General features: G+C 53.8%; 21 protein-coding genes. 13 read left to right on the top strand and 8 right to left on the bottom strand.

What is annotated here, in order from left to right; genetic code table 11:
- Nucleotides 1-135 precede the first annotated feature (135 nt).
- Together ACLHIJ_RS04625 and ACLHIJ_RS04620 are read left to right on the top strand one after the other, a co-directional pair.
- Nucleotides 136-912, top strand: coding sequence for a TIGR00730 family Rossman fold protein (locus ACLHIJ_RS04625; protein ID WP_411296773.1), 777 nt, complete (start codon nt 136-138; stop codon nt 910-912).
- Between the two features lie 98 nt (nt 913-1,010).
- On the top strand, nt 1,011-1,184 hold the full coding sequence (locus ACLHIJ_RS04620; RefSeq protein WP_411296774.1) for a DUF3117 domain-containing protein: 174 nt from the start codon (nt 1,011-1,013) through the stop codon (nt 1,182-1,184).
- Here the strand turns inward: ACLHIJ_RS04620 and ACLHIJ_RS04615 are convergent.
- The 5 genes from ACLHIJ_RS04615 to ACLHIJ_RS04595 form a co-directional block, all read right to left on the bottom strand.
- The gene (locus ACLHIJ_RS04615) at nt 1,181-1,810 is read right to left on the bottom strand and encodes an O-methyltransferase (RefSeq protein WP_411296775.1); all 630 of its coding nucleotides are present in this window, start codon (nt 1,808-1,810) and stop codon (nt 1,181-1,183) included. The two genes, ACLHIJ_RS04620 and ACLHIJ_RS04615, sit on opposite strands and share 4 nt — an antisense overlap.
- A 247-nt stretch (nt 1,811-2,057) precedes the next feature.
- Nucleotides 2,058-3,185 carry an Mrp/NBP35 family ATP-binding protein gene (locus tag ACLHIJ_RS04610; protein ID WP_411296776.1) on the bottom strand — a complete coding sequence of 376 codons (1,128 nt, stop codon included), beginning with the start codon at nt 3,183-3,185 and terminating at the stop codon, nt 2,058-2,060.
- 18 nt (nt 3,186-3,203) lie between these two features.
- Nucleotides 3,204-3,800: a DUF1003 domain-containing protein gene (locus ACLHIJ_RS04605; protein WP_411298562.1), complete on the bottom strand. Its 597-nt coding sequence runs from the start codon at nt 3,798-3,800 to the stop codon at nt 3,204-3,206.
- The gene (locus ACLHIJ_RS04600) at nt 3,787-5,067 is read right to left on the bottom strand and encodes a magnesium transporter MgtE N-terminal domain-containing protein (RefSeq protein ID WP_411296778.1); all 1,281 of its coding nucleotides are present in this window, start codon (nt 5,065-5,067) and stop codon (nt 3,787-3,789) included. The genes ACLHIJ_RS04605 and ACLHIJ_RS04600 overlap by 14 nt, the downstream gene beginning before the upstream one ends.
- Before the next feature lie 10 nt (nt 5,068-5,077).
- Nucleotides 5,078-6,580: an aminopeptidase P family protein gene (locus ACLHIJ_RS04595; protein WP_411296779.1), complete on the bottom strand. Its 1,503-nt coding sequence runs from the start codon at nt 6,578-6,580 to the stop codon at nt 5,078-5,080.
- Nucleotides 6,581-6,672: 92 nt separating this feature from the next.
- Here ACLHIJ_RS04595 and ACLHIJ_RS04590 point away from each other — a divergent pair, with 92 nt between their 5' ends.
- The gene (locus ACLHIJ_RS04590) at nt 6,673-7,524 is read left to right on the top strand and encodes a PHP domain-containing protein (protein ID WP_411296780.1); all 852 of its coding nucleotides are present in this window, start codon (nt 6,673-6,675) and stop codon (nt 7,522-7,524) included.
- Nucleotides 7,521-8,135 carry a MarC family protein gene (locus tag ACLHIJ_RS04585; RefSeq protein ID WP_411296781.1) on the top strand — a complete coding sequence of 205 codons (615 nt, stop codon included), beginning with the start codon at nt 7,521-7,523 and terminating at the stop codon, nt 8,133-8,135. The genes ACLHIJ_RS04590 and ACLHIJ_RS04585 overlap by 4 nt, the downstream gene beginning before the upstream one ends.
- A gap of 278 nt (nt 8,136-8,413) precedes the next feature.
- On the opposite strand, the gene ACLHIJ_RS04580 is transcribed toward ACLHIJ_RS04585, so the two are convergent.
- Both ACLHIJ_RS04580 and ACLHIJ_RS04575 read right to left on the bottom strand, forming a co-directional pair.
- Entirely contained in the window at nt 8,414-10,123 is a 1,710-nt protein-coding gene (locus ACLHIJ_RS04580; protein WP_411296830.1) for a DEAD/DEAH box helicase, read from the bottom strand.
- Between the two features lie 42 nt (nt 10,124-10,165).
- Entirely contained in the window at nt 10,166-10,387 is a 222-nt protein-coding gene (locus tag ACLHIJ_RS04575) for a DUF3107 domain-containing protein (protein WP_411296782.1), read from the bottom strand.
- Nucleotides 10,388-10,469: 82 nt separating this feature from the next.
- On the opposite strand from ACLHIJ_RS04575, the gene ACLHIJ_RS04570 reads away from it, so the two are divergent.
- Both ACLHIJ_RS04570 and ACLHIJ_RS04565 read left to right on the top strand, forming a co-directional pair.
- Nucleotides 10,470-13,838, top strand: a complete 3,369-nt coding sequence (locus ACLHIJ_RS04570; protein ID WP_411296783.1) for a PD-(D/E)XK nuclease family protein — start codon at nt 10,470-10,472, stop codon at nt 13,836-13,838.
- Nucleotides 13,835-17,659 carry an ATP-dependent helicase gene (locus ACLHIJ_RS04565; protein ID WP_411298561.1) on the top strand — a complete coding sequence of 1,275 codons (3,825 nt, stop codon included), beginning with the start codon at nt 13,835-13,837 and terminating at the stop codon, nt 17,657-17,659. The genes ACLHIJ_RS04570 and ACLHIJ_RS04565 overlap by 4 nt, the downstream gene beginning before the upstream one ends.
- Before the next feature lie 286 nt (nt 17,660-17,945).
- Here the strand turns inward: ACLHIJ_RS04565 and ACLHIJ_RS04560 are convergent, their stop codons facing one another.
- Nucleotides 17,946-19,079 (bottom strand): phosphotransferase, encoded by a 1,134-nt coding sequence (locus tag ACLHIJ_RS04560; protein WP_411296785.1) that lies wholly within the window; start codon nt 19,077-19,079, stop codon nt 17,946-17,948.
- Between the two features lie 81 nt (nt 19,080-19,160).
- Here ACLHIJ_RS04560 and prfB point away from each other — a divergent pair, with 81 nt between their 5' ends.
- From prfB to ACLHIJ_RS04525, 7 genes are all read left to right on the top strand, one after another.
- A complete protein-coding gene (gene prfB / locus ACLHIJ_RS04555; RefSeq protein WP_411296831.1) occupies nt 19,161-20,285 on the top strand; it encodes a peptide chain release factor 2 in 1,125 nt (374 codons plus the stop codon).
- A 119-nt stretch (nt 20,286-20,404) separates the two neighbouring features.
- Complete coding sequence (gene ftsE / locus ACLHIJ_RS04550) at nt 20,405-21,097, top strand: cell division ATP-binding protein FtsE (protein WP_411296786.1); 693 nt, start codon at nt 20,405-20,407, stop codon at nt 21,095-21,097.
- On the top strand, nt 21,094-22,002 hold the full coding sequence (ftsX, locus tag ACLHIJ_RS04545) for a permease-like cell division protein FtsX (protein WP_411296787.1): 909 nt from the start codon (nt 21,094-21,096) through the stop codon (nt 22,000-22,002). Before ftsE ends, ftsX begins: the two co-directional genes overlap by 4 nt.
- A 47-nt stretch (nt 22,003-22,049) precedes the next feature.
- Entirely contained in the window at nt 22,050-23,399 is a 1,350-nt protein-coding gene (locus tag ACLHIJ_RS04540) for a peptidoglycan DD-metalloendopeptidase family protein (protein WP_411296788.1), read from the top strand.
- A 269-nt stretch (nt 23,400-23,668) separates the two neighbouring features.
- Complete coding sequence (gene smpB, locus ACLHIJ_RS04535) at nt 23,669-24,196, top strand: SsrA-binding protein SmpB (RefSeq protein WP_411296789.1); 528 nt, start codon at nt 23,669-23,671, stop codon at nt 24,194-24,196.
- A gap of 155 nt (nt 24,197-24,351) precedes the next feature.
- Nucleotides 24,352-25,104 carry a DUF4230 domain-containing protein gene (locus tag ACLHIJ_RS04530; protein WP_411298560.1) on the top strand — a complete coding sequence of 251 codons (753 nt, stop codon included), beginning with the start codon at nt 24,352-24,354 and terminating at the stop codon, nt 25,102-25,104.
- Nucleotides 25,105-25,848: 744 nt separating this feature from the next.
- Nucleotides 25,849-26,922, top strand: a complete 1,074-nt coding sequence (locus ACLHIJ_RS04525) for an alpha/beta hydrolase (protein ID WP_411298558.1) — start codon at nt 25,849-25,851, stop codon at nt 26,920-26,922.
- Nucleotides 26,923-26,939 lie beyond the last annotated feature (17 nt).

The raw sequence follows: 26,939 nt of genomic DNA, 5'->3' as shown, positions 1-26,939 counted from the left end.
GATTGACCATAAGGCAACCGCCCTGACCATGCGCCAACAGGAATTGACGATGAAACGCCACGAATAGCCCAATACAGATTCGCGCAACGCGTGAACACTGCACAGTATGCAGACAATATCGGTAGCCTGTGAAGTATGTCGAAAAGTATGCATAACTATCACAAAGGTCCGGTGACGTTGCGGGGCAAGCAAATCCCCCAGATGACCACCGACGCGCAGTTATTGCGCTCGCTACAAGATTCGTCGTTTATTCATAGCGATCCGTGGCGTATCATGCGCATCCAAGCAGAGTTTGTAGAAGGCTTCGATGCGCTCGCGGAGCTGGGGCCGGCAATTTCAATCTTTGGTTCTGCTCGGCTACACCCCGATAGCCCCTATTATCAGCTCGCTGAACGTATCTCCAAAGGTCTTGTGGAGCAGGGCTATGCCGTCATCACAGGGGGCGGGCCAGGCATTATGGAAGCCGGTAATAAAGGGACGATGGAATCTGGAGGAACCTCCGTCGGCTTAGGCATTGAATTACCCTTTGAACAGGGCATGAATGAATATGTCGATCTGGGGATCAACTTCCGGTATTTCTTTGTTCGCAAGATGATGTTCGTGAAGTACTCCCTTGGCTTCGTGGTATTGCCCGGTGGCTATGGCACAATGGACGAGCTATTTGAGGCGTTGACGCTAGTGCAAACACGTAAAGTCTCCTCATTCCCCGTTGTTCTCGTCGGGCGGGAATATTGGTCTGGGCTTATTGAATGGTTGACGTCTACCATGATGGTGCAGGGATATATCTCACCAGGAGACGACCAGCTCTTCACTGTTGTGGATACCGAGCAGGAGGCAGTGTCTGCAATCGTTGCGGGGGTGCATCGATTGGCTGAAGAAATGCGGGAAAGCAGCGAAACATCTGACGAATAATAAGATTCGTTATGAGGCGATGACGAAGCGCGGCGATTTCGCGTAGAATTATTCTCAAGAAGAGGCAGAGACGATCCTGCCTCGGAAGGAGAAACTCAATGGCAGCCATGAAACCGCGTACCGGCGACGGACCGTTAGAAGCGGAACGCGATATTCACGGAACGACGCTGAGAATGCCGCTCGAAGGCGGTGGGCGTCTCGTCTTGGAATTGAGTGATGACGAGGTGAAGTCCCTGCACGAGGTCCTTGCTGAGGTGCTAAAGCTAGCTTAACGCTTAACGCACACGATAAGACCATCCCCAAGGGGAATGAGGCTGGAGACGACGTCTTCAGCCTCAATTAGTTGCCGTCCTAAGTTACGCAAAGCCACGGTAGCTTCATCGCGTCGGGCTGGATCGGCAACTCGATCTGCGTTTAACGCATGAGTGACAATCAAAGTGCCGCCAGAGCGAAGCATACGCAGTGCTTCACAGGCGTCACCGGCGGCTTCGGCTGGATCGCCATCCAGGAGAACGAGATCATAGCCATTAGAGGCGAGCCGAGGGAGCATATCCGCGCTGCGCCCATTAATAAGCCGAACCCGCCCTGAGCGGATTCCAGCGGCAGTAAAATTCTCACGGGCCAGTGTTTGCGCCTCGGAATCAATGTCAATGCTTGTCAATACAGCATCGGGAACAGCATTAAGCAGATAGAGCCCCGATAGCCCCGTGCCGGTGCCGACTTCAGCAATCGTTTTTGCTGAGCCAAGTGACGCGAGAGTGGAAAGAAAACGGCCGGTAGCTGGTGAGAGCGTGCGAATCCCTAATTCGGCGGCATGTTGCCGCGATAGGCGCATAACGCCTTCTTCGACGATGATCTGTTCAGCGTAGGTCCAGGACTGGGCTTTATCGGCGGCCATCTTCTCTCCTTGAGTATGTGCATCTCCTATGGTACGTGCCCCGACGCGATTTAGCTGAGTATCGCGCCGAGGCACATGCCACGATATTGCGTTATTCGCGAGAATGGAGCACACGAGCACGCACGCGAGAGCGTGTGGCTACTCCGTGTGGCTGATTCTCACAAAACCGAATGAGCCACACGGAGCCCAAATGGGGTGGACACAGCCGAATCGAAATAACTGGGTTGCTTTGGAATGAGTGCTCGGATTAGAGCGGGGAAATTCCGAGATTGCGCCCAGATAAGCCACGGGCACGGTGGGCTAGGGTAGTGGCTACCTCCCGTAATGCAAGCTGGGCCGGGGATTCACCGTCTTGCCCAGCAATCGGCGTTCCCGCATCTCCGCCTTCACGCAGTTGCTGCTCCAAAGGAATCTGTGCGAGCAGCGGAACGGCATACCCTAATAGACGTGAGAGCTGCCCAGCGACGATTTGCCCGCCGCCGCTGCCGAATATCTCCATCGTTGAGCCGTCTGGCAACACTAAATGGGACATATTCTCGATGATGCCGACAACCCGTTGATCGGTCTGTGAGGCCATCATGCCGGCACGTTCAGCAACATCTGCCGCTGCGATTTGTGGGGTAGTGACCAAAATGATTTCGGCTGACGGGATGAGCTGAGCAACAGACAGGGCAATATCACCTGTTCCCGGCGGCAGATCAATGAGCAGTACGTCAAGATCGCCCCAGTAAACGTCGGCAAAGAACTGTTCTAACGCCCGATGCAGCATTGGCCCACGCCATACGACAGGCCCATTTTCTTGCATGAACATGCCAATCGAGATCGTTTTTACGCCGTGTGCCACCGGCGGGATAATCATATTATCGACGACCTGTGGCGGGGTGGAAACGCCCATCATAGTAGGGATAGAGAACCCGTAAATATCGGCATCTACCAGGCCGACTTTCAGCCCTTGGGCGGCCATCGCCACTGCCAAATTAACCGTCATTGACGATTTGCCAACGCCGCCTTTGCCGGAAGTTACCGCATAGACGCGAGTCAGATTCCCCGGCTGAGCAAAGGGAATTACTCGTTCCGGCTGACCGCCACGCAGCGTCTTGCGCAGCTCGGCTTTTTGCTCCTCACTCATGACGCCCATTTCAACCGATACGTGCTGGACTCCCTCTAGGGATGAAACAACCTCGTGAACATCGCGGGAAATGGTGTCCCGCAGGGGACAGCCTGCCGTCGTTAAATCAATACCGATGACGGCATCGCCGGTTTCTGAGATAGAGACAGAACGCACCATCCCAAGCTCGGTGATCGGACGGCGGATCTCTGGGTCAATCACCTTGGCGAGGGCGGCGGTGATGGTTTCAACACTGGGGATGGTCATATCGGTTATTCTCCTTAACTACTGTGAGATGTTCTCGCCGTTGCCAGGGTCTTCAAAGTGGGATAAGCGCTCGCGTAAGGCAGCAATTTCTGCTTCGCGATCGGCAAGTTGCGCACGCAAATCCTCGCGTTCGCTACTCTCACGCTCCGTATGCTGAGAAAGTTGGTCGTGAATCTCAGAGCGAACGAAATCTCGGGTGGCAAGATCCTGCATAGCGATGCGCAGTGAGGCGATCTCGCGGGTGAGGAACTCCGTATCAGCTAAGTTACGTTCGGCTCGTTGGCGATCATTCTCGGCCGTCACGCGATCGCGGTCATCTTGCCGGTTCTGTGCCAACAAGATAAGTGGTGCGGAATAGGAAGCCTGCAGGGAAAGCATGAGGGTCAGCGCGGTAAAGCCGAGAGAGGCGGAATCGAAACGTAAATGTTCCGGTGCCAGCGCATTCCATCCGATCCATATGACGACGAATACCGTCAGGTAGATCAAGAACGCCGGAGTTCCGGTAAAACGAGCGATCCGTTCGGCGACGATTCCGGTCGCCTCAGCGTCGGGTCGGTAAGAGAAACGACGCCGACGCTTTTCTAATGGCTGATCGAAGCTATCAGGCATCGTCATCCTCCTCATTGGCGTGTCGCTCATCAAATTCCGTATCAATGACGAGTTCGTCCTCGTCGCGCCAATCCTTAGGCAACAAGTGGTCGAGCACATCGTCCACCGAAACAGCGCCAACTAATAGACCACCATCAACAACAGGCAGAATCGTCAGATTATAGGTAGCCAATAGTCGAGTGATGGTGCCAATGCCGTCATCGGGATGCAGTGTTTCGACGTGGTCCACGATAGCGCCAACCATTTCAGAGGGCGGTTCGCGTAATGCACGTTGTAAATGCACGACTCCGATATATCGGCCGGTAGGCGTTTCGGTTGGTGGGCGAACGATAAAACATGCTGAGGCAACAGCCGGCGGCAGGTCTTGCCGGCGAGCTGCCGCCAAAGCCATAGCAACTGTAGCGTCTGGCGATAACACGATAGGCTCGGTCGTCATCAGACCGCCGGCGGTATGCTCGCCGTAGGACATCAATCGCCGCACATCGCGGGCGTCATCAGGTTGCATACGTGCCAGCAACATTTCTGCTTGTGCGGCGGGAAGCTCGTTGACCAAATCGGCAGCGTCATCCGGGGCCATCTCTTCGAGAATATCGGCAGCACGTTCCACCTCAAGAGCGCAGAGCACTGTAACGCGGTCGGCGTCCGACATTTCCTCAAGAACATCGGCCAGAATATCGTCGGACATGTACTTTGCGACGGAGATAACGCGCTCATCAGGTAATGCGGAAAGCAGATCGGCAATATCCGGAGCTTTCAGATTGTTAATCTGAGCCAGCAGGGCAGTGGCGGCTTGGTTGGCTGCGCGGGTACGCAGACCCGTAATCTCTGCAACGTCAACGATTTTGGTGTTCCCCGCGTCCAGGCTTCCGCGAGCCATTCTGACGTAGAGCGTCGTGAGTTGCCATTCACGGTGGCTTACCTGCTCAATGGCGGCGTCAAGGACGTGGGCGTTGCCAGAACCGTCGGTGAAATTGACCTGACGATCCAATAGCTCCCCGAGCACCATCGTCTCCGATGGGCGTTGCTCAAAGCGTCGGATATTGAGCAGACCAGTGGTAATGACCTGGCCGTTTTCCATAGAGGTGACGCGGGTCAGCGGAAGGAACACACGGCGTTTGCCCGATACCTCAACGACAAGCCCGACTGCTGACGGGTTGCCGCGCAACCGAAAGACAACCACCACGTCTTGTACTTTCCCAACGCGGTCGCCAATCGGATCAAAAACGGGTGCGCCAGCTAGCCGGCCAACAAAAACGCGCGTTCCGGATGCCATATTGCTCTCCCTAGCTCTGACGCCCCATGCAGCGTGCCATCCAGGCTTCGACATCTTCGACAGTGCGAGGGATAGATTCAGAGAGCCGGATGGCGCCATCAGGGGTGACGAGAATATCGTCCTCAATACGAACCCCGATACCGCGGAATCGTTCTGGTACTTTCAGATCGTCTTGCCGGAAGTATAGGCCAGGTTCGATAGTGAAGATCATACCGGGTTCAAGGTACGCATCTTGATAAAGTTCTCGCTTAGCTTGCGCGCAGTCGTGGACGTCGATTCCGAGGTGGTGTGAGGTCCCGTGGGGCATCCAGCGGCGGTGGTACTGCGCGCTAGGATCGAGAGATTCTGCGGCGGATACCGGCAGTAGCCCCCAGCGTTCGAGATGTGCGGCAATGACCTCCATTGCCGCGGCATGCAGATCTTTGAACTGCACACGCGGGCGGGAAGCCACCTCAAGGCAATATTCGCATGCCTCTAGAACGGCGTTGTAGACCTCTCGCTGAGTTTCATTAAAGACTCCGCTAATTGGCAATGTGCGAGTAATATCCGCAGTGTAGAGGGAATCTACTTCCGCGCCGGCGTCAATAAGGATTAATTCACCATCGCGGAGCTGCCCATCGTTCGTGATCCAGTGCAAAGTATTTGCGTGATTACCGGCAGCGGCAATCGTCTCATATCCCACTCCGTTGCCCTCTTCGCGGGCTTTGGCGAAGAACGCGCCTTCGACGACTCGTTCGCCGCGCCAGTGCTCTTTGGCGCGGGGCAAGGTGCGGATCATCTCGTCAAATCCCGACGCGGTGACGGCGATAGCCTTCTTCATTTCCTCGATTTCCCACTCGTCTTTAATGAGTCGGATTTCCGAGGCGGCTTCTGCCAGGAGCGCATCAGCTTGGCTTGCACCTTCCGTCAGCTCATTTTGGCTGCGCAATTGTGCAACAAGGGCTTCAATGCGGGCGTCAGATTGCGGCATAACTCGGATGTTGATCGCGCCGAGATCTTTGGCGAGCGCATCGGGAAGCTCCTCGATATGCGCTACTTTGATTCCAGTGGCGCGCTCCATCTCTTCGGCAGATAACCGAGCACCAACCCAAAATTCGCCGTGGCGCGAATCGGCGTAGAACTCTTCAGAAGATCGCGAAGCGCGAGGGTGGAAATAGAGCGTGGCCTCGTGGTGGGAATCATCAATCGGGTTGAGCACTAAAACAGCGCCGGGCTCATCTTCACCACCCAGACCCGTCATATGGGAAAACGCAGAATGGGCGCGGAAACGGTAATCGCAATCATTCGAACGTACCTGCAGATCTCCTGCGGGAAGAACGAGACGTTCACCGGGGAAACATGCCGAAAGTTTGGCGCGGCGTGCCGGTGTGTAATCAGCAACGGCCATTCGCTCTGGGCCGGCTGGGCGTGCCCCCCAATCCTGCCCAATGAATTCCCGAAAGACCTGACCGCGTGGGCGTTGGGTGCGGTTATGGGCTTTTTCTTCGACGCTCTGTGTCACCTGTTCACTCATGCTGCTATTATCCCACGACAGATAGCAGAGGAAGAATTCACCGTACCGCAGTTACGCTTGCCGAAATATGTTCCGCGTTTTAGCGTGAGCTTATGATCGATTTACATACTCACACCTCCTGTTCGGATGGCACGGACAGCCCCCGCGAACTCATGTATGCGGCGCGCGAGGCTGGCGTGCAGATGGTGGGTCTGACCGATCATGACACGATCAGCGGATGGGAAGAGGCCAGCAGTGCGGTTGCTGCCACGGGCGTCGCGTTAGTCCGCGGTATGGAGTTATCGACTCGTTTTATCTACCGTGAGCGCCCACTGTCAGTACACATGCTTGCCTATCTTTTCAATCCGGACGATGCCAATATGCGTCGGCATTGTGTGCGAATGCGCAATGCGCGGATAGATCGAGCAAAAGAGATGGTTGAACGTCTGGCACGCGATGTGGATATTACGTGGGAGGACGTGCAGGAGCAGGCCGGAGAACATGGCATTATTGGTCGACCGCATATTGCCGATGCGCTTATCTCCCGTGGGGTAGTCGCCTCGCGGGAGGAAGCTTTTGAGCGGCTGCTACATCCTCGGCACCCGTATTACGTCCGGCAGTATGCCCCGCAGACCTGCGAGGCGATTGAATGGATTGTGGATGCCGGTGGTCGGGCGGTTTGTGCTCATCCACTTGCCGGGCATCGGGGGCGAACAGTGCCGATGTGGGCTTTCGATCGCATGCGAGAAGCGGGACTATTTGGCGTGGAAGTTAACCATCGGGATAATCCTGAAACAGAACGTGAGCTACTGCGTAGCTATATTGAACGGCTACAGCTTTTCCCTTTTGGATCAAGTGATTACCATGGAAGCGGAAAACCGAATGTGCTCGGTGAGTATTCAACTGATCGGGCAACGGTAGATGCCCTCGCACAAGGTGCTTTTTTGGAGGTTTTACGCCCGTGAGATTTGACCCTGCGCTCTTTGCCACTGCGTTTACGACGCTGTTGGTCATTATCGACCCGCCAGGTAACGTGCCGATCTTTATTGCGTTGACGCGCTCGCAAGATAAGGCGACGCGAATTAAGGTTGCCCGTCAGTCAAATCTTATTGCGCTTATCTTGTTGCTAGTTTTCGGGTTTTTTGGCTTCTTCCTTTTTGAATGGATGGGAATTTCGGCCGAGGCGCTCCAGATTTCCGGTGGCATATTGCTCTTGCTCATTGCGCTGCAATTATTGACGGGAAAGGAACAAGATCCTGGCTCTGCCGGTGGGTCCATCCATGTGGCTGTAGTGCCGTTGGGGATGCCGTTATTAGCTGGCCCAGGGGCAATCGTCGCCTTCATGTTGTTTATGCGTGATTCGGGGCAGTGGGTAGAAAAATTAACCGTTATCGCTGCGTTGGTTGTCGTATTAGCTATTTCCTGGTTGCTAATGCGCTTCTCGGGTGCGGTAATGCGGTTCTTGGGTGAAGCTGGCGTTATGTTGTTGACGCGATTGAGTGGTATGTTGCTGGCCGCTATCGCAACCCAGCTTATAATTTCTGGCGTACTCGGCATTATTAAGTCGATGTCCTAGCCGAGGTTGAGCATTTTCGCTTAATAGTGGACGAGTAATGACGAATACCTGCAAGAATAAATACGCGCAATAGTGGGCCGGTTATTACGACCGGCCCATATATGTGCGGTTGATTCGCTACATAAGATCGCTACTGCTTGATTAATGCCACGATAGCTGGCGACAGCCTTGAGTGATGGCTGCTACTTAAGGTTGAAGCTATCTACGGCACAGGCAGCCACTATCAGAGCCGAGTATGACTCCAGATATCGGGCTGCAGATTTTTAGCTACCCGTTTGTTATTCACTTGATGTGGCCCGACGGGTGCGGGTGCGTTGGCGGGTACGTGGGGTAGAAGCACCGCGAGAAGCCGAGGGGGTGTGCGATGTGCCGGAAGCTACTGGAGCGGAATTGCGGTTGCGCTTTGCCGCAGTTGGAGCACAAGCAGATTCCTGGGGCGTTGGCGATTGGGCATGAGAGTTCTTTGCACTGTGATTATCGGCAGCCACTTGCCCTGAGTTTTCCACCCGAGCTGAGGACGTGCGCGTGCGTTTACGAGCACGTGTCGTCTTACGCGATGAGCGTGCCGTGGAACGAGACGAGGCATTAGTTGAACGGCGTCGCCCACGCGTGGAGCGGTACCCCGTCTCAGCAAAATCCTCAATTTCTTCCGCATCTAAGCCAGCGCGCGTGCGCTTAGACCGAGGCAGACGCCCACTTACGTCTGAGGGAATATCGAGATCGCTATACAGATGATCGGAGGTGTGGTACGTCTCGATTGGTTCTGGAAAACCGAGGTTCAACGCATTATTAATCACTGACCAACGCGGTAAATCTTCCCAATCAACAAAGGTAATCGCCGTGCCAGCATGACCAGCTCGACCCGTGCGACCAATGCGATGCAGATACGTCTTTTCATCTTCCGGGCACTGATAGTTAACGACGTGGGTGACGTCATCAACGTCGATACCGCGAGCGGCAACGTCAGTAGCAACCAGAACGTCAATTTTTCCTTTGCGGAATGCCCGCATCGCCTGTTCGCGTGCGCCTTGGCCAAGATCGCCATGCAATGCGCCGGTGGCAAATCCGCGGTCCTCCAATTCGGTGGCCAGCCGATCCGTCGTGCGTTTAGTGCGAGTAAATACAATAGTTAAACCGCGCTCGCGGGCCTGCAAAATACGGGCTAAAACTTCAGATTTGTTGAGCGCATGGCAGCGGTAGACCACTTGTTTGACGTCTTGAACGGTTGCGGAGTCATCGTTGGCGTCTTGCGCGCGAATATGCGTTGGGCGAGACATATAACGTCGGGCCATCGCGATGACCGGCCCTGGCATAGTAGCGGAAAACAGCATGGTGTGCCGGGTCGCCGGAGTGGCGGCAAGGATGCGTTCTACATCCTCTAAGAAGCCCAAATCCAGCATTTCATCTGCTTCGTCCAGGACGACGGTGCGAGTGTGTGACAGATCAAGCTGGCGGTGCTTCAGCAGATCAATAATGCGCCCTGGCGTTCCAACAACAATCTCCGCTCCGTTAGCGAGCTGCTTGATCTGTGGCTCGTAGGCTTTGCCCCCGTAAAGTTCCACAATGCGCACCGAGCGATGCGTACACATATCGCGCAGATCCCCAGCTACCTGTTTTGCTAACTCGCGAGTGGGGACAACGACCAGACCTTGTGGTACGCCAGGAGCACTGAGATCTTCCCAGCCGGGTTCGTTTGGGCCAATCGTCTTTTCCACCATCGGGATACCAAAACCGAGGGTTTTCCCTGTTCCGGTTTTGGCTTGACCGATAATATCAGCGCCTTTCAGAGCAACCGGAAGCGTCAGTGCCTGTATTGGGAATGGATGCGTGATGCCGTGTTCGGCTAGTGCAGTGACAACCGGCTGCGAAACTCCGAGATCTGCGAAGCTGGAGGCTCCCACCTCGCTATTATCCCCAGTAATATCTGCCGGAGGTTCATTTGCGGGGGTGATGGTGATGTGGGTGTTATCAACAATTCCAGATTGCACGTTCGTCACTTTCCGATAGGCACGATTAACCAGTAACTTATTTTAGAATCCGAATCCAACGCGGCGTTCTTCAGGCGAATTACATACCACGTATCCCAAAGAATCAGCGGGAACAATAACGACTTTACCGTCGGTGCCAGTTAAATGCAGGGGAAGGGTTGAGGTTTGCGCCTGCTCAACAGCGGCGTATAGATCCTGGGAACTCATGTCGGTGTCGAGAGATACCTGCCCGCCCGTATGGCGGAATCCGATTGTGATGTGCATATTTCTCCTTAATATTTAGCTCTCCCTATTGTACGGGTGCAGCGAGGATAAATATTAATACCTTTGCCGTATCCTGGAAGATGTGAGCGATGACGTGATTTTTGATCCTTCTCAGCAGGCAGTACTTGATCTCGTAGCGCCTGAGGTGGCATGTGTTGTGGGGGCTCCCGGAACGGGCAAAAGTTTGCTTGCCCGGGAGCTTGCGGTACGGCTGTGTAAGAGTGACCCACATGTTCGGATCGCGGTACTGACTCCAGGGCGTCGTGAAGCCGATGTAGCGCGAAATGCGATGACGGCACGCTTAGGCTATTTGCCCAACACGGTTAACGTCCAGTCCATTTCTGCTTTTGCTTTCCGCATTGTGTGTGCGTATGCGGCGCGTTTGGGTCGGAATATTCCACAATTACTCAGCGGCTCGGAACAAGATCGCATGATTCACGAGGCCTTGGAATTTTTGGCTGCAGAATATGCAGAGTATAAGGAGCGCCAAGGGGCAAAGGAAGATCCTCGGCAGGCAGAAGAGGGGCTCGAATCGATGCCTTTTTCTCCGCAGGCGATGACGTTGGATGCAGTCCGAGCAGAATTCCGAGAACTTCTTACGCGCAGTGCGGAGTTAGGGCTGGACGGGTCAGCCCTAGCCGAATTAGGGCGTCAATATGATGAGCCGATGTGGCGGTGGGGAGCGCGGCTGATTGACGTCTACGAAAAATCTCTGGCTACCCAGGCCAGCATGGGCAACCATAACCCCGATATGGTGGACCACTCCCGATTAGTCTCACGTGCGGCGGCCGCTATTGATAATTGGGATAGTGCCGATCAGGGGGCAACTGTTATTCAGCCGATAGTGCGGCCACATTGGGATTGGGTAATCATTGATGACGTACACAATGCCACACTTGCCCTGCGCACCTTACTGCGTTCTTTGCGTGAAGACGGATCAAATATTGTCGCTTTTGGCGATCCAGATTGCGCGGTTAATGGCTTCCGTGGCGGGATAGCCCAGTTGCCAGCTATTTTGACGCGCTCGCCGGCTACTGGCGGCATTGGAGCTCGCCTGATGATCTTGGAGCGGCGCTACCGCAACGCGCCAGAGATTACTGAGCTAATCATGAAGATCACCGCCGGTATTCACGTTGCGGGAGTCGGGCGTCATCGAGGCGCTGTTGGCCCTAGAGCATCTGAGGGTAATGGTACGACGGGAGATCGTGCCCAGCGCGGTGAGCTTCCCGTAGAAGAAAATGCGCAATTGGATCTAGCCCAGGGCGCGCAGCGCTCTGGAAATCCGCAAAACGCTGAAGGGTGCGTATTGCCAGAAAACAACGCCGAAAAATGCCTGAGCGTTGACGAATCTCAGAAGGCAGCTCAGGATACGAATGGCGATCTTGCACCGTTCGATGGCGTTCATAGCGCATTATTTGCCAACAGCTCGGATGAGATGTCCTATGTTGCCAATTATTTTCAACGTCTCCATGCGCACGGGGTGCCCTATTCGCAGATGGCAGTCATCGCCCGATCTAATAGTTCTTTTGCGGTTATTCAGCGGCAGTTGCGCCAGCATGGCGTGCCAGTGCGCAGCGTTGGTCTGACGGGATCGCTTTCCCAACATCCGGCCGTATTGGCTGTGGTTGAGCTGATTCGCTTAGCGCTCTGTTCGGCGCAGGAGGCACATAGCGATAGTATCCGTCGGGTACTCACTGGGCCGTTAATTGGTATTGATCCGATGGAGCTTCGGCGTTTTTTCCGCTTGCTCCATGCCATCGGGGAACAAGCCGGCACGCCATACTCGGATGAGGAATTGTGGCGGGCAATCTTGTTGGGCGATCCGATAGTCACGCAGATTGCGCAGTTAGAAAGATTCGCTCAGATATTAGAGCGGATTCGGCATGCGGCACAGCGCCGTGTCGATGCACAACAACTGTTGTGGGAAGCCTGGGATAGCGTGGGGGTAGCCGAGCAGTGGCGAGAGTGCGCTTTAGCTGGGCGTGAGGGAGCAGAAGAGGCGCACAGTAATCTTGACGCCATTATCGCGTTATTTCGGGTGGCTCAACGCCTTGTGGATCGCTATGGCGTAAATGCAGATTTCCGTCTGCTTGACGAACACGTCTTTAGTAATGACGTGCCAGAAGATTCGATTGCGCGCACTCGTGGTCAGCGTGATGAGGTCAGCCTCGTTACTCCGTCGTCAGCTATCGGCAAACAATGGGATTATGTTGCGGTTGTTGGCATTGCTGAGGGGCAATGGCCCAATATGCGATTGCGCAATGTCATGACCCACGTGCCGCAACTGGTCAATATCGTGGTGGGTCATGCGCTATCTGGTTCGGCAGGGGAGGCGCAACAGTATCTGCGTGATGTATTAGATGACGAATTGCGGATGTTACTGCAGGCAGTTAGTCGGGCACGACGCGGAATAATGCTGACGAGTGAGGATAGCCCGCAGGCGCAGGCTTCGCGCTTCTTTACTGAGTTTTTCCCAGATGCCCAGCGTATTGGTTCTTTCCACACGAGCTACAGCTTGATGGGTTTGCTAGGGGAATTACACCGCGCTACCCGATGTGCAGATGAACAGATGGCGCAGGAAGCTACTGCTATCGCTCAACGACTTGCCGATGATGGCATCTGGCAGGCAGATCCGAGTAGATGGGTAGATCGGTGGCAATGGACGAGCCAGGCGCACGATGACACTACTGTTATGTCGGTTTCGCCGTCTCGGTTAGCGGATATTCGGCAATGCCCGTTAAAAGCGTTCTTCGATCAGGCCGGAATGCGCCAGCAAGGGCAGCGATTACATATCGAGATCGGAAAGATTCTCCACGTATTAGCGGAAGAATATGCGCAGGGTACCGACGAATCCTACGCGCAGCGTGCGCGTGAGCTGCTTGATACCTTGCCGCGCAGTACCAATATCGGTGAGATTGCCAAACTCCGTGATGTGGAAAAGATGGTCGATCATCTCAAGGAATACCTGGACGCACAGGCTGAACATGTGGATCGGGTTAGTGTGGAGCAGCCAGCTCGTTACGACATGAATACGGCGGCTGGTCCAGTCCGACTTTCTGGTCGGCTCGATCGCATTGAGTATTGCGATAATGACGTAAATATTGTCGATTTTAAGACGGGCAGATCACCGCGGGACTCACGAGATCCGCAACGGAATATGCAGTTGCGCAGCTACCAATTCTTCGCTTACGTCGGTGCTATTGCGCACGCAGCGAAAGGCATGCAAGCTAGTGCAGAGCTTGTCAATGTCAATACCTCGCATACTAAAGGCAAAAAGGCGCGAATTGAGTCTTTCTCGAAATCTGACGCCGAGCAGATGGTTACTGCATGCGAATTCGTCCGTCGTGAATTTTCTGCACAGAGTATCTCTGCCCGAGCTAGCGATGAGTGCTCGCGATGCCCATTTGCTCATGTATGCCCATCGGTTGGCAATGGAAGGCTTTTCTCATGACGAGCTATGAAGAATTTGTGGGTTTGTTGGCTAATGAACCGACGCACGAGCAGCGTGAAGTCATCACCTGCCAAGATCCGGCGATTGCGGTTATCGCTGGGGCAGGTTCTGGGAAGACAGCGACGATGGCTCAACGGATCACCTGGCATATTGTTGCGGGAAATGTGCGCCCAGACCAGGCCTTAGGTTTGACGTTCACGCGAACTGCCGCAGCCGAACTAGCTCAACGGGTCGAGCAGACGTTGCATAAGGCGATACGTGCGGGGCTATATCGCCCGGCAGATGAACAGGCGGATAGCGCCTACCGTATCCATAGCCGATTGCAACGCCCACATGTGGCAACCTATCATTCCTTTGCTGCTGATATCGTCGCGACCTATGGCCTCCTGATTGGGGTTACGCCCGATACTCGGGTGATAACCGATGGCGAACGTTGGCAGATCATGGAGCGCATCGTTTCGCAATATGCCCAAGATCCAGCTTTCGTTGATGCGTGCATTGGTTCTTCGATGTCAAAGCTCGTCGATACGGCGTTATCACTGGCAGAAAGCATGAACGATCACGATTGTAGTTGTGCTCAGTTGCAGCAATTTTGCCAGGATTCTGTTGACGTCATTACTTCGATTAAAGGGGCGAGATTAAATAACGACGTTCGTCATTATGCTGGTATTGAAGCCAAAGAAGCCACCGATATGAACCGCGCATTATCCGGGGCGCTAGAGGCAATGAAATTGCGAATTGCCCTTATCCCCGTCATTGCCGCCTATCGGGATTATTGCCAGCAGCACTCGCTTATGGAATTCAGCGATCAAGTTCGACTTGCTCGCCAGATTATCAGTGATATCCCGAGCGTTGGGCGCGATCTTTCTGAACAATATCGTCTTGTATTGCTTGACGAATATCAGGACACATCGGTTAATCAGGCGATGCTCATAGAGGCGATGTTTCGTGATTCGTGGTCGGTATGTGCGGTTGGTGATCCGAACCAGTCGCTGTACTCGTGGCGGGGTGCGTCAGCTAATGGGTTGAGTGACTTTATGCGTCGGTTCAAGGTGCAGAAGAATCTCAGCTTGTCTGTCGCTTTCCGTAACGATCAGCAGATTTTACATGCAGCGAATGCCTTAACCTCGGGTAAATGCGAGTATCCCGATATTGAGGTGAAAGAATTACGCAAACTTGATCTCGAAAAAGACGCTCTGGCGTCGGCGAGATGTTCTGAGCCTGAGGAGGCGATGGCGGGGCAGACCGCTGCTTATGCAGGAAGAGTGTTGCAATCACATCCTTCCTCGCTGCAAACAGATCCCTCCTGTGAAGACTCTCTATCACCAGCCACCCTAGCTCCACCTTCACCTGTACCAGGTGACGTCGTCTTTCTACACCGCATGACCTCTCATGATCTGCGGGTAGCTTTAGCGCGGCGCCTGGCGGCAGATCTGGAACCAGATGTGAACGGGTCAACTCCGAGCGCGGCGGTATTGTGCCGTGGATGGAAAGAGATTAAAGCGGTCAGCCAAATCTTTGACGAATGGCGTATCCCCTATGAGGTCATCGGCGGTCAGCCGCTGATTGAACGGGCAGAGGTGAAACTTGTCCGTCATGCCTTGACCCTGATTGCATATCCAGAACGCAATGAGGCAGTGCTGAGCCTGTTTAATTTTTACGGGATTGGCGCTCAAGATCTCATGGCGTTCTCGCGTTACCTATCGTCGATTGCGGCACAGGATAAAAATTCTTCTCGAACTGAATACGAATATCTGTGCGTGGTGGAGGGGCTTGAGGCCTTGAGTGAGGCTTCGCAGACTCCGTCGGGGATATCAGAAATAGGACTGCAACGGTTTGGAGACATCGCTCATCTGCTTGCTGATATTCGCCAGCAGCGCTTCCGCGCTTTGCCGGAGCTCATCAATGGGGTTATTGATCGGCTTAATCTGCGGTTGTACGCCCAAGCGCGCCCGTATGGCGGTCGAAAGATTGACGCGGTGTTAAGCCAATTCGTGGAATTTGGGGCAAGCTACGCGGCTGGGCATCCGGGTGCGACCATTCGAGAGTTCGTTGATTGGCTCGACGCGCTTGATGAACATGAGGAAGTGAAAGAGTTAACCTCCGATGATGTGGATGAAGAGGATTGTGAGCGGAACGGAGTCGTTCAAATAGCAACGGTTCATGCTGCGAAAGGTCTGGAGTGGGACATCGTTGCGGTAATGAATATGGGGCCGACGGATAAGATCGACGAAAAGCGTGATGACGATAAGCGGGATTCGTGCTGGCTGACGAGCGCTAAAGAGCTGCCATACCCGCTTCGTATGGATGCTCGCTATCTGCCAGCATTTTCTTTTGGTAAGCCAACCTCTATTGCTAAAGCAGATTTACCTCAGCGCAAAGCCGAGGTCCTTGCTGAAATGAAAGATCTGATAACAGGAGGTCTGCGTCGGCATAGGAATGCGGAGGAACGCCGTATCGCCTATGTTGCCCTCACTCGGGCACGCCACAAGGTGTATATCTGCTCTGCGCAATTTAATAGTGGTGCAATTCAGGATATGGATGCTCCGACGATTCATTCCTTGAGTGCGCATAGGGCAGTGGATTCGCCGGATAATATCGAGCCGGATTTATCCCAGCAAGATGCTACCGATCAGGCTGCAGTAGCTCAGATTACCGCAGGTTGGGGCCGAAGCGCTGAGGATCATCCCAATGCAGATTCCGCAGTGCAGGCGCGCGAGTCGGTTTTGCTCAACCCACAGCAGCCAACGGGGCACGAGCCGGAGGGGAATCAATCGGAAGGGAATCAACCGGAAGGGAATCGCCCGCCTGAGAGGGAAACTAATTACCGCGAAAATGCCTTCGTTCGCGATATGTCAGCTCATTTAACTGCCGATCCAGAAAATGAGCCTTACTTATCGCAGGAGGATATTGCTGATATTAAAAAGGCTGCTGCTGACTATCGCAATGAGGGTTCAGGATTTGACGATGACGGGAGTATGCGCTGGCCGATTGATGTGCAACGCCAGGTGAGTACGGCTCGTGATCCGTGGCAGGTAGCCTCGCCACAAGAACGTATGGAGCATATCGAACGGTGGCGAATACAGGCGGATATTTTAGCGGCAGAACATCAGCGTGGGCATGGAAAACAGCCACAGGTTCGCGATTACTTTACCGCTTCGGGTTTGGTGAAGCTGGCACATGATCCGGTGCAGTTTGCCAGGGATGAGCGCCGCCCGATTCCGGTGCCACCCTCACGTGCTGCCCGTATTGGAACTGATGTTCATGAACGTATCGCTCACTGGTATCAGCGCCCGTTAGCGCTCGATATTGATGACGATGCTCAATATCTTGACGCGGATTATGGGGATGAGGAAGAGCTGACGCAGGCGCGTGCGCAGGAGTTGTTTGCGCGTTTTGAAGCCGCTCCGTTTGCCCACTGCGAGCCGATTGCGGTCGAGGAACAATGCGAGGTGGAGCTTGATGGGATTCCGGTGCGCTGCGTCATTGATGCGGTGTTGGATACCTCTGCGCTTGCGGATTATCCCGATGTGATGATTGTCGATTGGAAGACTGGCCACCGCCCGTCGGTTTCGGATATTGCTGCCCGAGAGTGGCAATTAGCCTTGTATCGCCTGGCATGGTCGGCTTCGCAACATATCCCAGTAGAGCAAATTGGTGCGTGTTTCTATTATTTAGGTGAATCTGATCCACAACGACGAGAGCTGAGCGCAGGGCAGGTGACGAAAGCAGAGCTGGTCGATACCTTGAGAGAGTATTTGCGGGCCGTTTGGATTGGGGAGGGATCGTTACGCCTGACCCATACTAGCTCGAGCATGTGACTGCCTATTAGCCCGAGAGTAAATACGCGGGTAAATAGGTAGGGGGCATTGCTCAGCACGTCAGTATCGGGCTGCTGAAGAATTATTCTGCCTTAGCGGATGCTGCCTACCAGATACGGCAGACGCGCAGTAGTACCGCCTGCAGCCATTATCTGAGCTGCCTTCCTAAGAAAGGAAAATCCACGTCAGAGCCGAGCACGAGCGAGCCGTGCGTCGAGAAAGCAGAAATACAGAACCCCTGGGTAGCCTAGAATCTGCGCCTCCACGAGCCGAGAAACTAAGTTTCTTAGGAAGCGGGGTGCTCCTCCTCGTCATTGCGGTACGTATAGTCCGAATTCTCACCATATGAGCCAGAAGCAAAGTCTGCTTCCGTGGCGAAGCCCGCATTAGAGGCAAAGCCAGTATCCGAAACAAAACCCGTATCAGACGTGAAACCAGCATCTTCGGCATATCCCATATTGGTATGCGGATCAATACTGGAAACAGACCAGGTTGGCCCCGGAGCGAGCTCGGGATCGGCTTCCACATCGGCGGCCAGATCGTTCATCATATTCACGGCGTCGTCAATAATGTCAGGATCAGAACGGCGTACACCGAACATGAGCCATTTCGCTAATGCCAGCTCAGAGAGCAAGACGGCGCGGTTAAAGAAATTCTCGTCCAGGTTTCGATCCAAGGCGTTCGTATAGGAAGAGATCACCGCATCGAAGAGCGTTTCGTCCATGCCGGAAATGAGCGCGGCAAAATCTGAGGCAGGATCGCCGACGTGTGCGCTACCGAAACCGAGGACGCACGAGATACTGCCGTCGGACCATGTGAATTGATCCGAACCAATATCGCCATGAACGACGCACGGCTCAAAATCCCACATATCCGTGACTTCGAGGGCATTCTCCCAACGCCGACGCAACACGCCCGGAATGGCGGCGCTAGCTGCGGCATCATGTAGTTCAGAAAGGAGCCGGCGTCGGCATGTTTGTGCGTCATAGCTCGGCAGTCCGGCATTTTCCACAATGGAGTGGGGCAGACGATGGATGGCAGCCAAGGCACGCCCCAGCTCACCTGCACCGGCTAAATCAAGGACGTCAAATTCAGTTTGCCGCCCTAACGGCTCCATATAGACGACGGCGCGGCCATGCTTTGCCTGAGCGAAACCTGAGGGGCGCATGACATCAAAAGGCAAGTGACCATCTCGTAGCGCATTGAGCAAATAGGGCGCGACGGAGGCTTCCGCTTCGATCATCGTCGCAGCAATGGCATGCAGCGGATATTTCACAATCCACGGGCGACCGCGGTCGTCAATCACTGTGCCGTATTGGAAATCCGCAGTCCGAGTGTACGGGCCGCGCACCCCAACGGCGTTCAGCCCGTCTATTGCCGTGACGGCCAATGCAGCAAGTTTGAAGGGAGTATTGTCCACCCCTTTACCGTAGCGGTCCGTGGCGGACGTGGCATAACGTACACGCCTTAACCTATGGGGAATACCGTAGAATATCGAACCGTGGCTATTGATTATCAGGAAGAACTGGAGCAGATTCGTCGCAGCTTCAACCAGATTGAAGCAGTAAGTGACGTTCCTGGCTTGCAAGCAACCATTGACGAACTGACGCAGCAGTCAGCCGCGCCGGATCTATGGGATGATCCGCAAGCCGCTCAAGCGGTTACCTCGAAGCTATCTCATGCCCAAGCTGAGCTAGAGCGGGTGCGCAAGATGGCTGAACGAGTGTCTGATGTTGAGACGCTATATGAGATGGCGCGCGAAGAATCTGAAACGGATGCGGCTTCAGGTGCGGAACTATTCGCTGAGCTTGACGCCGAAATGGCGAAGATTGCCACGGATTTATCGGATCTAGAGATTCGCACCTTGCTCAACGGGGAATATGACGAGCGAGCTGCTGTGGTGACGATCCGTTCCGGCGCGGGCGGGGTGGATGCTGCCGATTTTGCACAGATGTTGCAGCGGATGTATTTGCGATGGGCAGAGCGTCATGGGTATCCGACGAAGGTTATGGATACGTCCTATGCGGAAGAGGCAGGGATTAAATCGACAACCTTTGAGGTTTCAGCTCCGTATGCCTACGGCACACTCTCCGTTGAAGCGGGAACGCATCGTCTGGTTCGTATCTCCCCATTTGATAATCAGGGGCGCCGGCAGACCTCCTTTGCGGCAGTGGAGGTTATCCCGTTGATCGAAACGACCGACAGCATTGAGATCCCAGAAACAGAACTGAGAATTGATGTTTTTCGTTCTTCCGGGCCTGGTGGTCAGTCAGTGAATACCACGGATTCTGCTGTGCGAATGACGCATATCCCCACGGGGATTGTCGTCTCGATGCAAGATGAGAAGTCGCAGATTCAAAATCGAGCAGCGGCCCTGCGAGTATTGCAATCAAAGCTATTACAACGGCGCCACGAAGAAGAGCAGGCAAAGAAGCGGGAATTGGCCGGTGACGTCAAAGCCTCGTGGGGAGATCAGATGCGTTCATACGTATTACATCCCTATCAGATGGTGAAAGACTTGCGCACGAGCTGCGAGGTCGGCAATACGGATTCCGTATTTGATGGGGATCTTGACGCCTTTATTGACGCTGGTATTCGCTGGCGGCACAGCGCAAAATCGGATTAATCGAAAGAGCTTCTCGCCCTTTTGAGGTGATCTATTACGCATGACGGCGCGCCTCTCCGTCTGCGCGGATTCGCCCTCTATGCTAATCGGGACTAGGTTTCCGACGAACTGGCATATCTATGATCACATTTGATAACGTCACAAAGATTTACGCCCGAGGGGCTGCGCCAGCACTTGACGGCGTGAGCGTCAATATCGACCGAGGAGAATTCGTCTTTTTGGTTGGCGCATCTGGATCGGGGAAGTCCACCATGCTGGCTTTGGTGCTAGCTGAGGAACGCCCGACCTCTGGAAAAGTTCACGTCCTCGGTAAAGATCTATCTGGGGTTTCCACTCGGCGGGTGCCATTTTTGCGTCGGCAGATCGGCACAGTGTTTCAAGATTTCCGCCTCCTTTCTGATAAGAACGTCTTTGACAATGTGGCCTTGGCGATGCAGGTCATCGGTAAGCCACGTCATGCCATTATGAAAGAGGTTCCGCAGGTTTTGGAGCTTGTGGGCTTAGACGGAAAAGAGAAGCGCCGGATGCATGAGCTATCTGGCGGTGAGAAGCAACGGGTGGCGATTGCTCGTGCGATGGTCAACCGCCCAGAGTTGCTCCTCGCGGATGAACCGACGGGAAATCTGGATCATAAGACTGCCTTAGGCATTATGCGCCTACTGGATCGGATTAATCGTCAGGGGACGACCGTTGTCATGGCCACCCACGATCAAGCAATCGTCAACCAGTTGCGCAAGCGCGTTATTGAGTTAGTTGATGGCAATGTGGTTCGCGACCAGGACCGAGGCGTATATGGAGGGAGCCAAGCATGAGATTACGTTTCATCTTCTCCCAGGTTATTAAAGGGCTGCGAGCAAACCTGGCCTTGTCGGCTTCGGTGACGCTGGTTACTTTCGTTTCGTTATTGTTTGTTGGGGCAGCGGTGCTGTTGCAAACCCAGATTGAAAACGCCAAGAACGATTGGTATGACCGGGTTGAAGTATCCGTCTTTATGTGTGCCCCCGAACAGAACACTGCGCAATGCGCCGCAGGGGAAGCGAGCAAAGCTCAGATTGACGATCTGGCGGCCTACATTAAATCTCCGCAGCTTGCCCCGTATGTCGAGGACGTATTCTTCGAGACGAAGCAAGAAGCCTACGAGTCATTCCGCCAATATCTTGCCGATAGCGCCTGGGTTGATACCGTAGACCCTGATCTCATGCAGGCCTCATTCCGCATTAAACTTGTCGATCCCTCACAATACGACGTAGTGCGCGAATCCTTAGAGGGGCGCCCTGGTGTGGATACCGTCATTGACCAGCGCGAACAGCTTGAACCCCTGTTCAAGATGCTCAATCGTCTGACGCTAATCGCTGGCGTATTAGCGGGAATTATGATCCTGACGGCCCTGCTACTTATTCCGGCAACAATCCGTCTTTCAGCGATGTTCCGACGCAACGAAACCGAAATTATGAGGTACGTCGGAGCTTCGAACGCCTTTATTCAAGCGCCCTTTATCTTGGAAGGCATGTTTGCTTCTCTGATCGGTGCGCTATTGGCAATTGGGACGCTCTGGGTGGGCGTACAGCATTTCATCCATAACTGGTTTGCGGATTCTTGGCTGCGTATCATCACTGGATCGAATGTGTTGCTGCTCGCGCCCTGGTTGCTCGTCGGTTCGCTCGTTATCTCGATGTTGGCCTCGTATTTGGCTCTCCGTCGATACACCAGGGTCTAGTACCGAATTCGGATCACAACTCACGATAAGGCTTGAAGGAAACGCTCATGGCAATTCGTCGTTCACATCATCGACGCTTCGCCGCCGTAGCAGTGGTTGGCGCGTTAAGCTGCGGGGTAGCGGCCAGTCTTCCGGCCTATGCTGATGAGCGATCTGATCTTGTTGAACTGCAAGGGCAGCAGGAAGCCACGCAGGAACGTCTGCAGTCTCAGTTGGAGGGGATTGACGTTAATCTGCAGCAGACCTACCTGCAACTTGAACAGACTAAGTCAGCCATCCCGATTGCCGAGGTCGCTGTTCAGCAGGCAGAAAATGAGTTATCTGCGGCGGTGCGCCAAGCTGAAGCAAATGCGGCCTTGCTCAATTCCGCTCAAACAGAGTTGGCGAGTATTGACGCGGAGATTGTTTCCTCAGAGGGCAGTGCGCAAGATACCCGACGTTCGTTAGCGGAACTGGCACGGGCGACGTATCGCGGGGAGATGATGCCCTCAACCCTTGAGGTGCTGTTTGGTTCGAGTACTGCAGAGGATTTTGCGAATGCATATCGGGCGCAATCAGTAATTTCGCGATCCCAGACGCTATCACTGACGCAGTATCAGCAACGGGCTGCACAGGCGAAGAATCGGCAAGCTCGTCAAGAGGCCGTGCGAGCACAGATTGAGGATCTTAAGGCACAGTCAGATCAACTGGTTAAGGTCCAAAAAGAAAAGAAGGACGTCGCAGATTCAAAACGCGCAGAGCTCGCTGCGTTAGAGGCGAGTTTGGATAATCAGTCCAAACAATTCCAAGCCCAGAAGGCTAACTATCAGCAGTCTTTGGCGGAAGTGAGCGCGGCTCGGGACGCCACGGCAGCTCGGATCGCCCAAATTGATGAAGAGAACCGGCGTGCGGCTGCTGCGGCGGCTGCCGCAGCTCAGGCGCAGTCCCAAGCTCATAGCTCTGGATCTGCTGGGGTGAATACGAGTGGCTCGTGGATTATCCCGCCGATTCCTAACCCGCTGTACGTCACGTCACCTTTCGGCATGCGGGTCTATCCTTTTGATGGTCAGATCTGGATGCATCAAGGTGTTGATTTGCGTTCTCCGTGTGGTCAGGCTCAGGTGGCGGCTGCGGATGGCGTGGTTTCTGCGGTTATTCCGGCTGCTGGCAATTCGACGCACGGCAATCAGGTGTATATCAACCACGGGATTGTTAACGGCTCGTCGTGGGTTACCGTATCGAACCACATGTCTGGTTTTAATGTTGTTCCTGGTCAATCCGTTCGCCAGGGGGATGTTATCGGATGGACGGGTGCAACGGGAATGGTTACTGGCTGCCACGTTCATTTTGAGGTGTGGCGTGACGGGCAGGTACTTGATCCAATGACGCTGAGTTCGTTCGTGGAGACCTATAACTAAACTAATAGCTACTAATTAGTAGCTATTTGGGCAAAGTATTTGTGTGCCAAGGTGAAGTCGTCTCCAGTTATCCGGTGATGTCAATATATGTTTAAGGAATTTGCTAGGGTAACGCTGATAGCAACGAATCATACGGAGAAGATCGCGGTTTAGTGGGGCTTCTTAACAGGTACGGCCTGTGCGTATGGCATAATTTCCAGAGCTGCTCGCGGCGAGCAGGTTGTACAAAGTAGATATTAGTGTGAAGATGACGTGATGGGAGGTTGACGATGGCTCAGACAACAAAGCCGAAAAAGATGACAGCAGCGCAAAAAGCAAAGGCTGAAGCTGATGCCAAGCACGTCATTGCGCGCAATAAAAAGGCACGTCACGACTATGCGATTGATAAAACCTACGAGGCAGGCCTGGTATTAGCAGGAACTGAAGTCAAAGCCCTACGGATGGGGCGTGCCTCCTTGGCGGAAGCCTGGATTGATATTGACCGACGTGGGGAAGCCTGGTTACTCGGAGCAAATATTCCGGTGTATGCAACGGGTGGGTGGACTAATCATGCGCCAGCCCAGAAGCGTAAATTACTACTGCATGAATATGAATTGCGTGATCTGGCGCGGCGTTCTCGGGAAAAGGGGTTCACGATCGTCCCCTTAGAGCTGTATTTCATCCGCGGGCGCGCGAAAGTTGAGATTGCGTTGGCCCGTGGCAAGCAAGAGTGGGATAAGCGTGAAACGTTGCGCCGCAAGCAAGATGCTCGGGAAGCCGAACGGGCTATGGCCCAGGCGCGTCGCCGTCAACGCTAACAAGCCGCTATGAGTATTCGATTCACTTTTTCATTGCCCATGTGTGAGATACTCGCACATCAATAAGAGCGTTGCCGATTTTCATAATGACCGGCGATGCCAGCACGATAATGGCTGTTTAGCGCCGTATACCGTCAGCATAAAGGAATATACAGATGCCACTGTTCACATATCGTTCTATGCGCGATGAGGAGCGTTTATCGCGTGAGGAATCAGAGCAGGAACCAGACCAGAAGGAACGTCGGCGCCCACGTCGCCGGCTACTGCGATCATTCCGATGGGGAGTTATTGGGACGACGGCAGCGCTCCTGGGAGCTTTCGTCTGTGTAGTATTGGCAATCTCCGGAATCTCAATAAAGATTTTCTCGCATCCAGAACCAGAGATCACTGGGCAAACGATCAAGAACTCTTTTGAAGATCTTGCTGAACTCGCGGTTGAGGAATACCGCTTTACTGGGGTCGGAAAGTTCTCTGATGAAGGTCGTCAGATCCTTGGGTGGAGTGTGCCTTTTACCGGAAAATCATTTTTGGTTACTTATTCCGGCACGATAAAGGCAGGAATAAGTGATATTGAGAAAATTGATGTGAATATTGACGATGGTGCGCGCAAGGTCGTTCTGGTGGTGCCTGAGCCACAGGTACTGTCAAGCGCGATTGATCCTGCGTCAATTGAACAGTATGACCAGACTTTCAATCCAATTAACCAATTTTCTGTCTCGGATATTACTGATTTTCTCAATACGGAAACTAAACGGGCTACTTCTGAGGCGCTTGCTGGCGGTTTGCTTGAGCGAGCACAGAAACGGTCAGAGGAGCTGTTGAGTATTCAGGCGAAATCCATGCTAGCTGGGACGCAAGCGGCAGATTATCAGATTGAGGTGCGCTGGAATACGACGCCGAAAAAGTAACGTGGTATCAACAGATATGCTGTGAGATATGTACCGCCTGAATTCTGGGGCGTATGGATTCCATAGCGCGCATAGCTCGTAGCGCATGCTGGTAGATTTGCGCGTTGCTCACTCGCGTGCCGGTATCGCGAAGAATCGCTATCTGGATAAGTACAGTATGAGCATAGGGCTGTGTTGCCGGATTCAGATTCTTAAGGGCATGACGTAAACCCTTGTATGCGCCTGCACGCTTGGCGTGTTACCTGTATCAGTTTCATTTTCTGTGCATCTCGCAAAGGCAGATAACGTAGGAGAAAAGCTAGATCGCCCTGCGCGTAACCGCGCGGCAGAGCTCCGATTGGATACAGCGGTGACGGAGAAAAGATCTGTAAATTAACCGACTGCCTTGTGAGGTTCTCAATAGGCACAAATGCTAAGCGACACGCCGTTTTCCGGATTTTCCCGCAGATGGATTAGTGCGGAGCGGTAGCAAGAAAGTGGCGTAAACAAATGATTGGCCCAGGCTTGTGGGTGAATCTGCCGTTGAGATGCGTCTTTCCCTCCGGCTGAAGGTGGATACCAGGGCGCAAAACTCGCGGTATATATGGATCTGAGATATTTTCATCGTTGAGACTGCACTAGCGTTGTAATGATTATCGAAAGCGAGAGCAAGGGATGCCGAACTGGTTACAGCCCGTAGGGTGGGGTCCTCTGTGTTTTACGCTGTGTGCGTTTGTGGCGGCATTTGTATGGTCTATTTTTTCTGTGCCTAAAGCAGGCACCCAGGTACGTCCGTGGCGAATGAGGCTGCGGCAAGCGTTAATGATTGTGGTGAATGTTGTGCTAGCACTCTCTCTAGTGGCTGTTGTTCTTAATCGGATGAACGAATGGTATCCGACCTGGTCAAGTTTTCATCCGACGATTCACGTCTCAGAAGAAAAGGACGTCGGTCAACCGCTACCGGCAGTGCAAGCTAATGCGTGGGTGACGAGAAAAGCTTCGGATCTGCAGGCACATCCGGAGAAGAATCCGGCTTTTGCTGGGCACTCCTGGTCAAAATCCGCAGAGGGAGATTATCTGACGGTTGAGGTCCCCGGATCGGGAGTGGGGGATAAAACGACTAAGACGCTCCTGTGGCTGCCCCCGAGCTATCTCAGCAATCCAGATCGGTTCTATCCCGTTCTGGTTGCCTTTCCTGGCACGCCGGGAACTCCGTCGGCATATAGGAAAAAGATGGACATCGGGCAGATGGTGGAACTTGCCAGCCAGCGTAAGGAAATGCGCGAAGCAATTGTCGTCTCGCCGGATGTGTTTCCGCGAAATTATGATACGGAATGTCTCGATAGCACCGACGGTAAAATCACTGTCGATTCCTACATAACTTCGCCGTGGCGAAACTGGCTGATGAAGAATCTACGGATTGTGCCGGATCGTCAGGCGTGGGCCGCTATCGGATACTCTGCAGGCGGATGGTGTGCGGCGATGGTGAGCATGAAACATCCAGATATCTATGCCTATGGAATCAATATGTCGGGCTATTTTTGGCCAACGTATCTCGGCAAGCCGCTACGCCCAGAAGAAGATCGGGTTTACGATCTGCCGACGATTGCCCAGGAGCAAGCGCCTGATTCTCATTTGTGGTTTATTGCTGCGAAGAACGATACCGTCCCCATAGAGCATTGGGAGAAATTTGTTGATAAGGTTCATGCGCCAACGTCCTTGCATACGGTGCTAACGGATAATGGTGGGCATGCCTGGCCGGTATGGCGTGCGGGAACTCCGCGAGCTTTCGCGTGGCTGGGGCGCATTTCTCCCGAGTTTGCCTGGCAGGCTGCCTAACTACGCAGAAAGTGAAC

It is taken from the genome of Trueperella sp. LYQ141 (genome assembly GCF_046599555.1).
Lineage (GTDB): Bacteria > Actinomycetota > Actinomycetes > Actinomycetales > Actinomycetaceae > Trueperella.
This window is presented reverse-complemented; position numbering and strand designations above follow the sequence as displayed.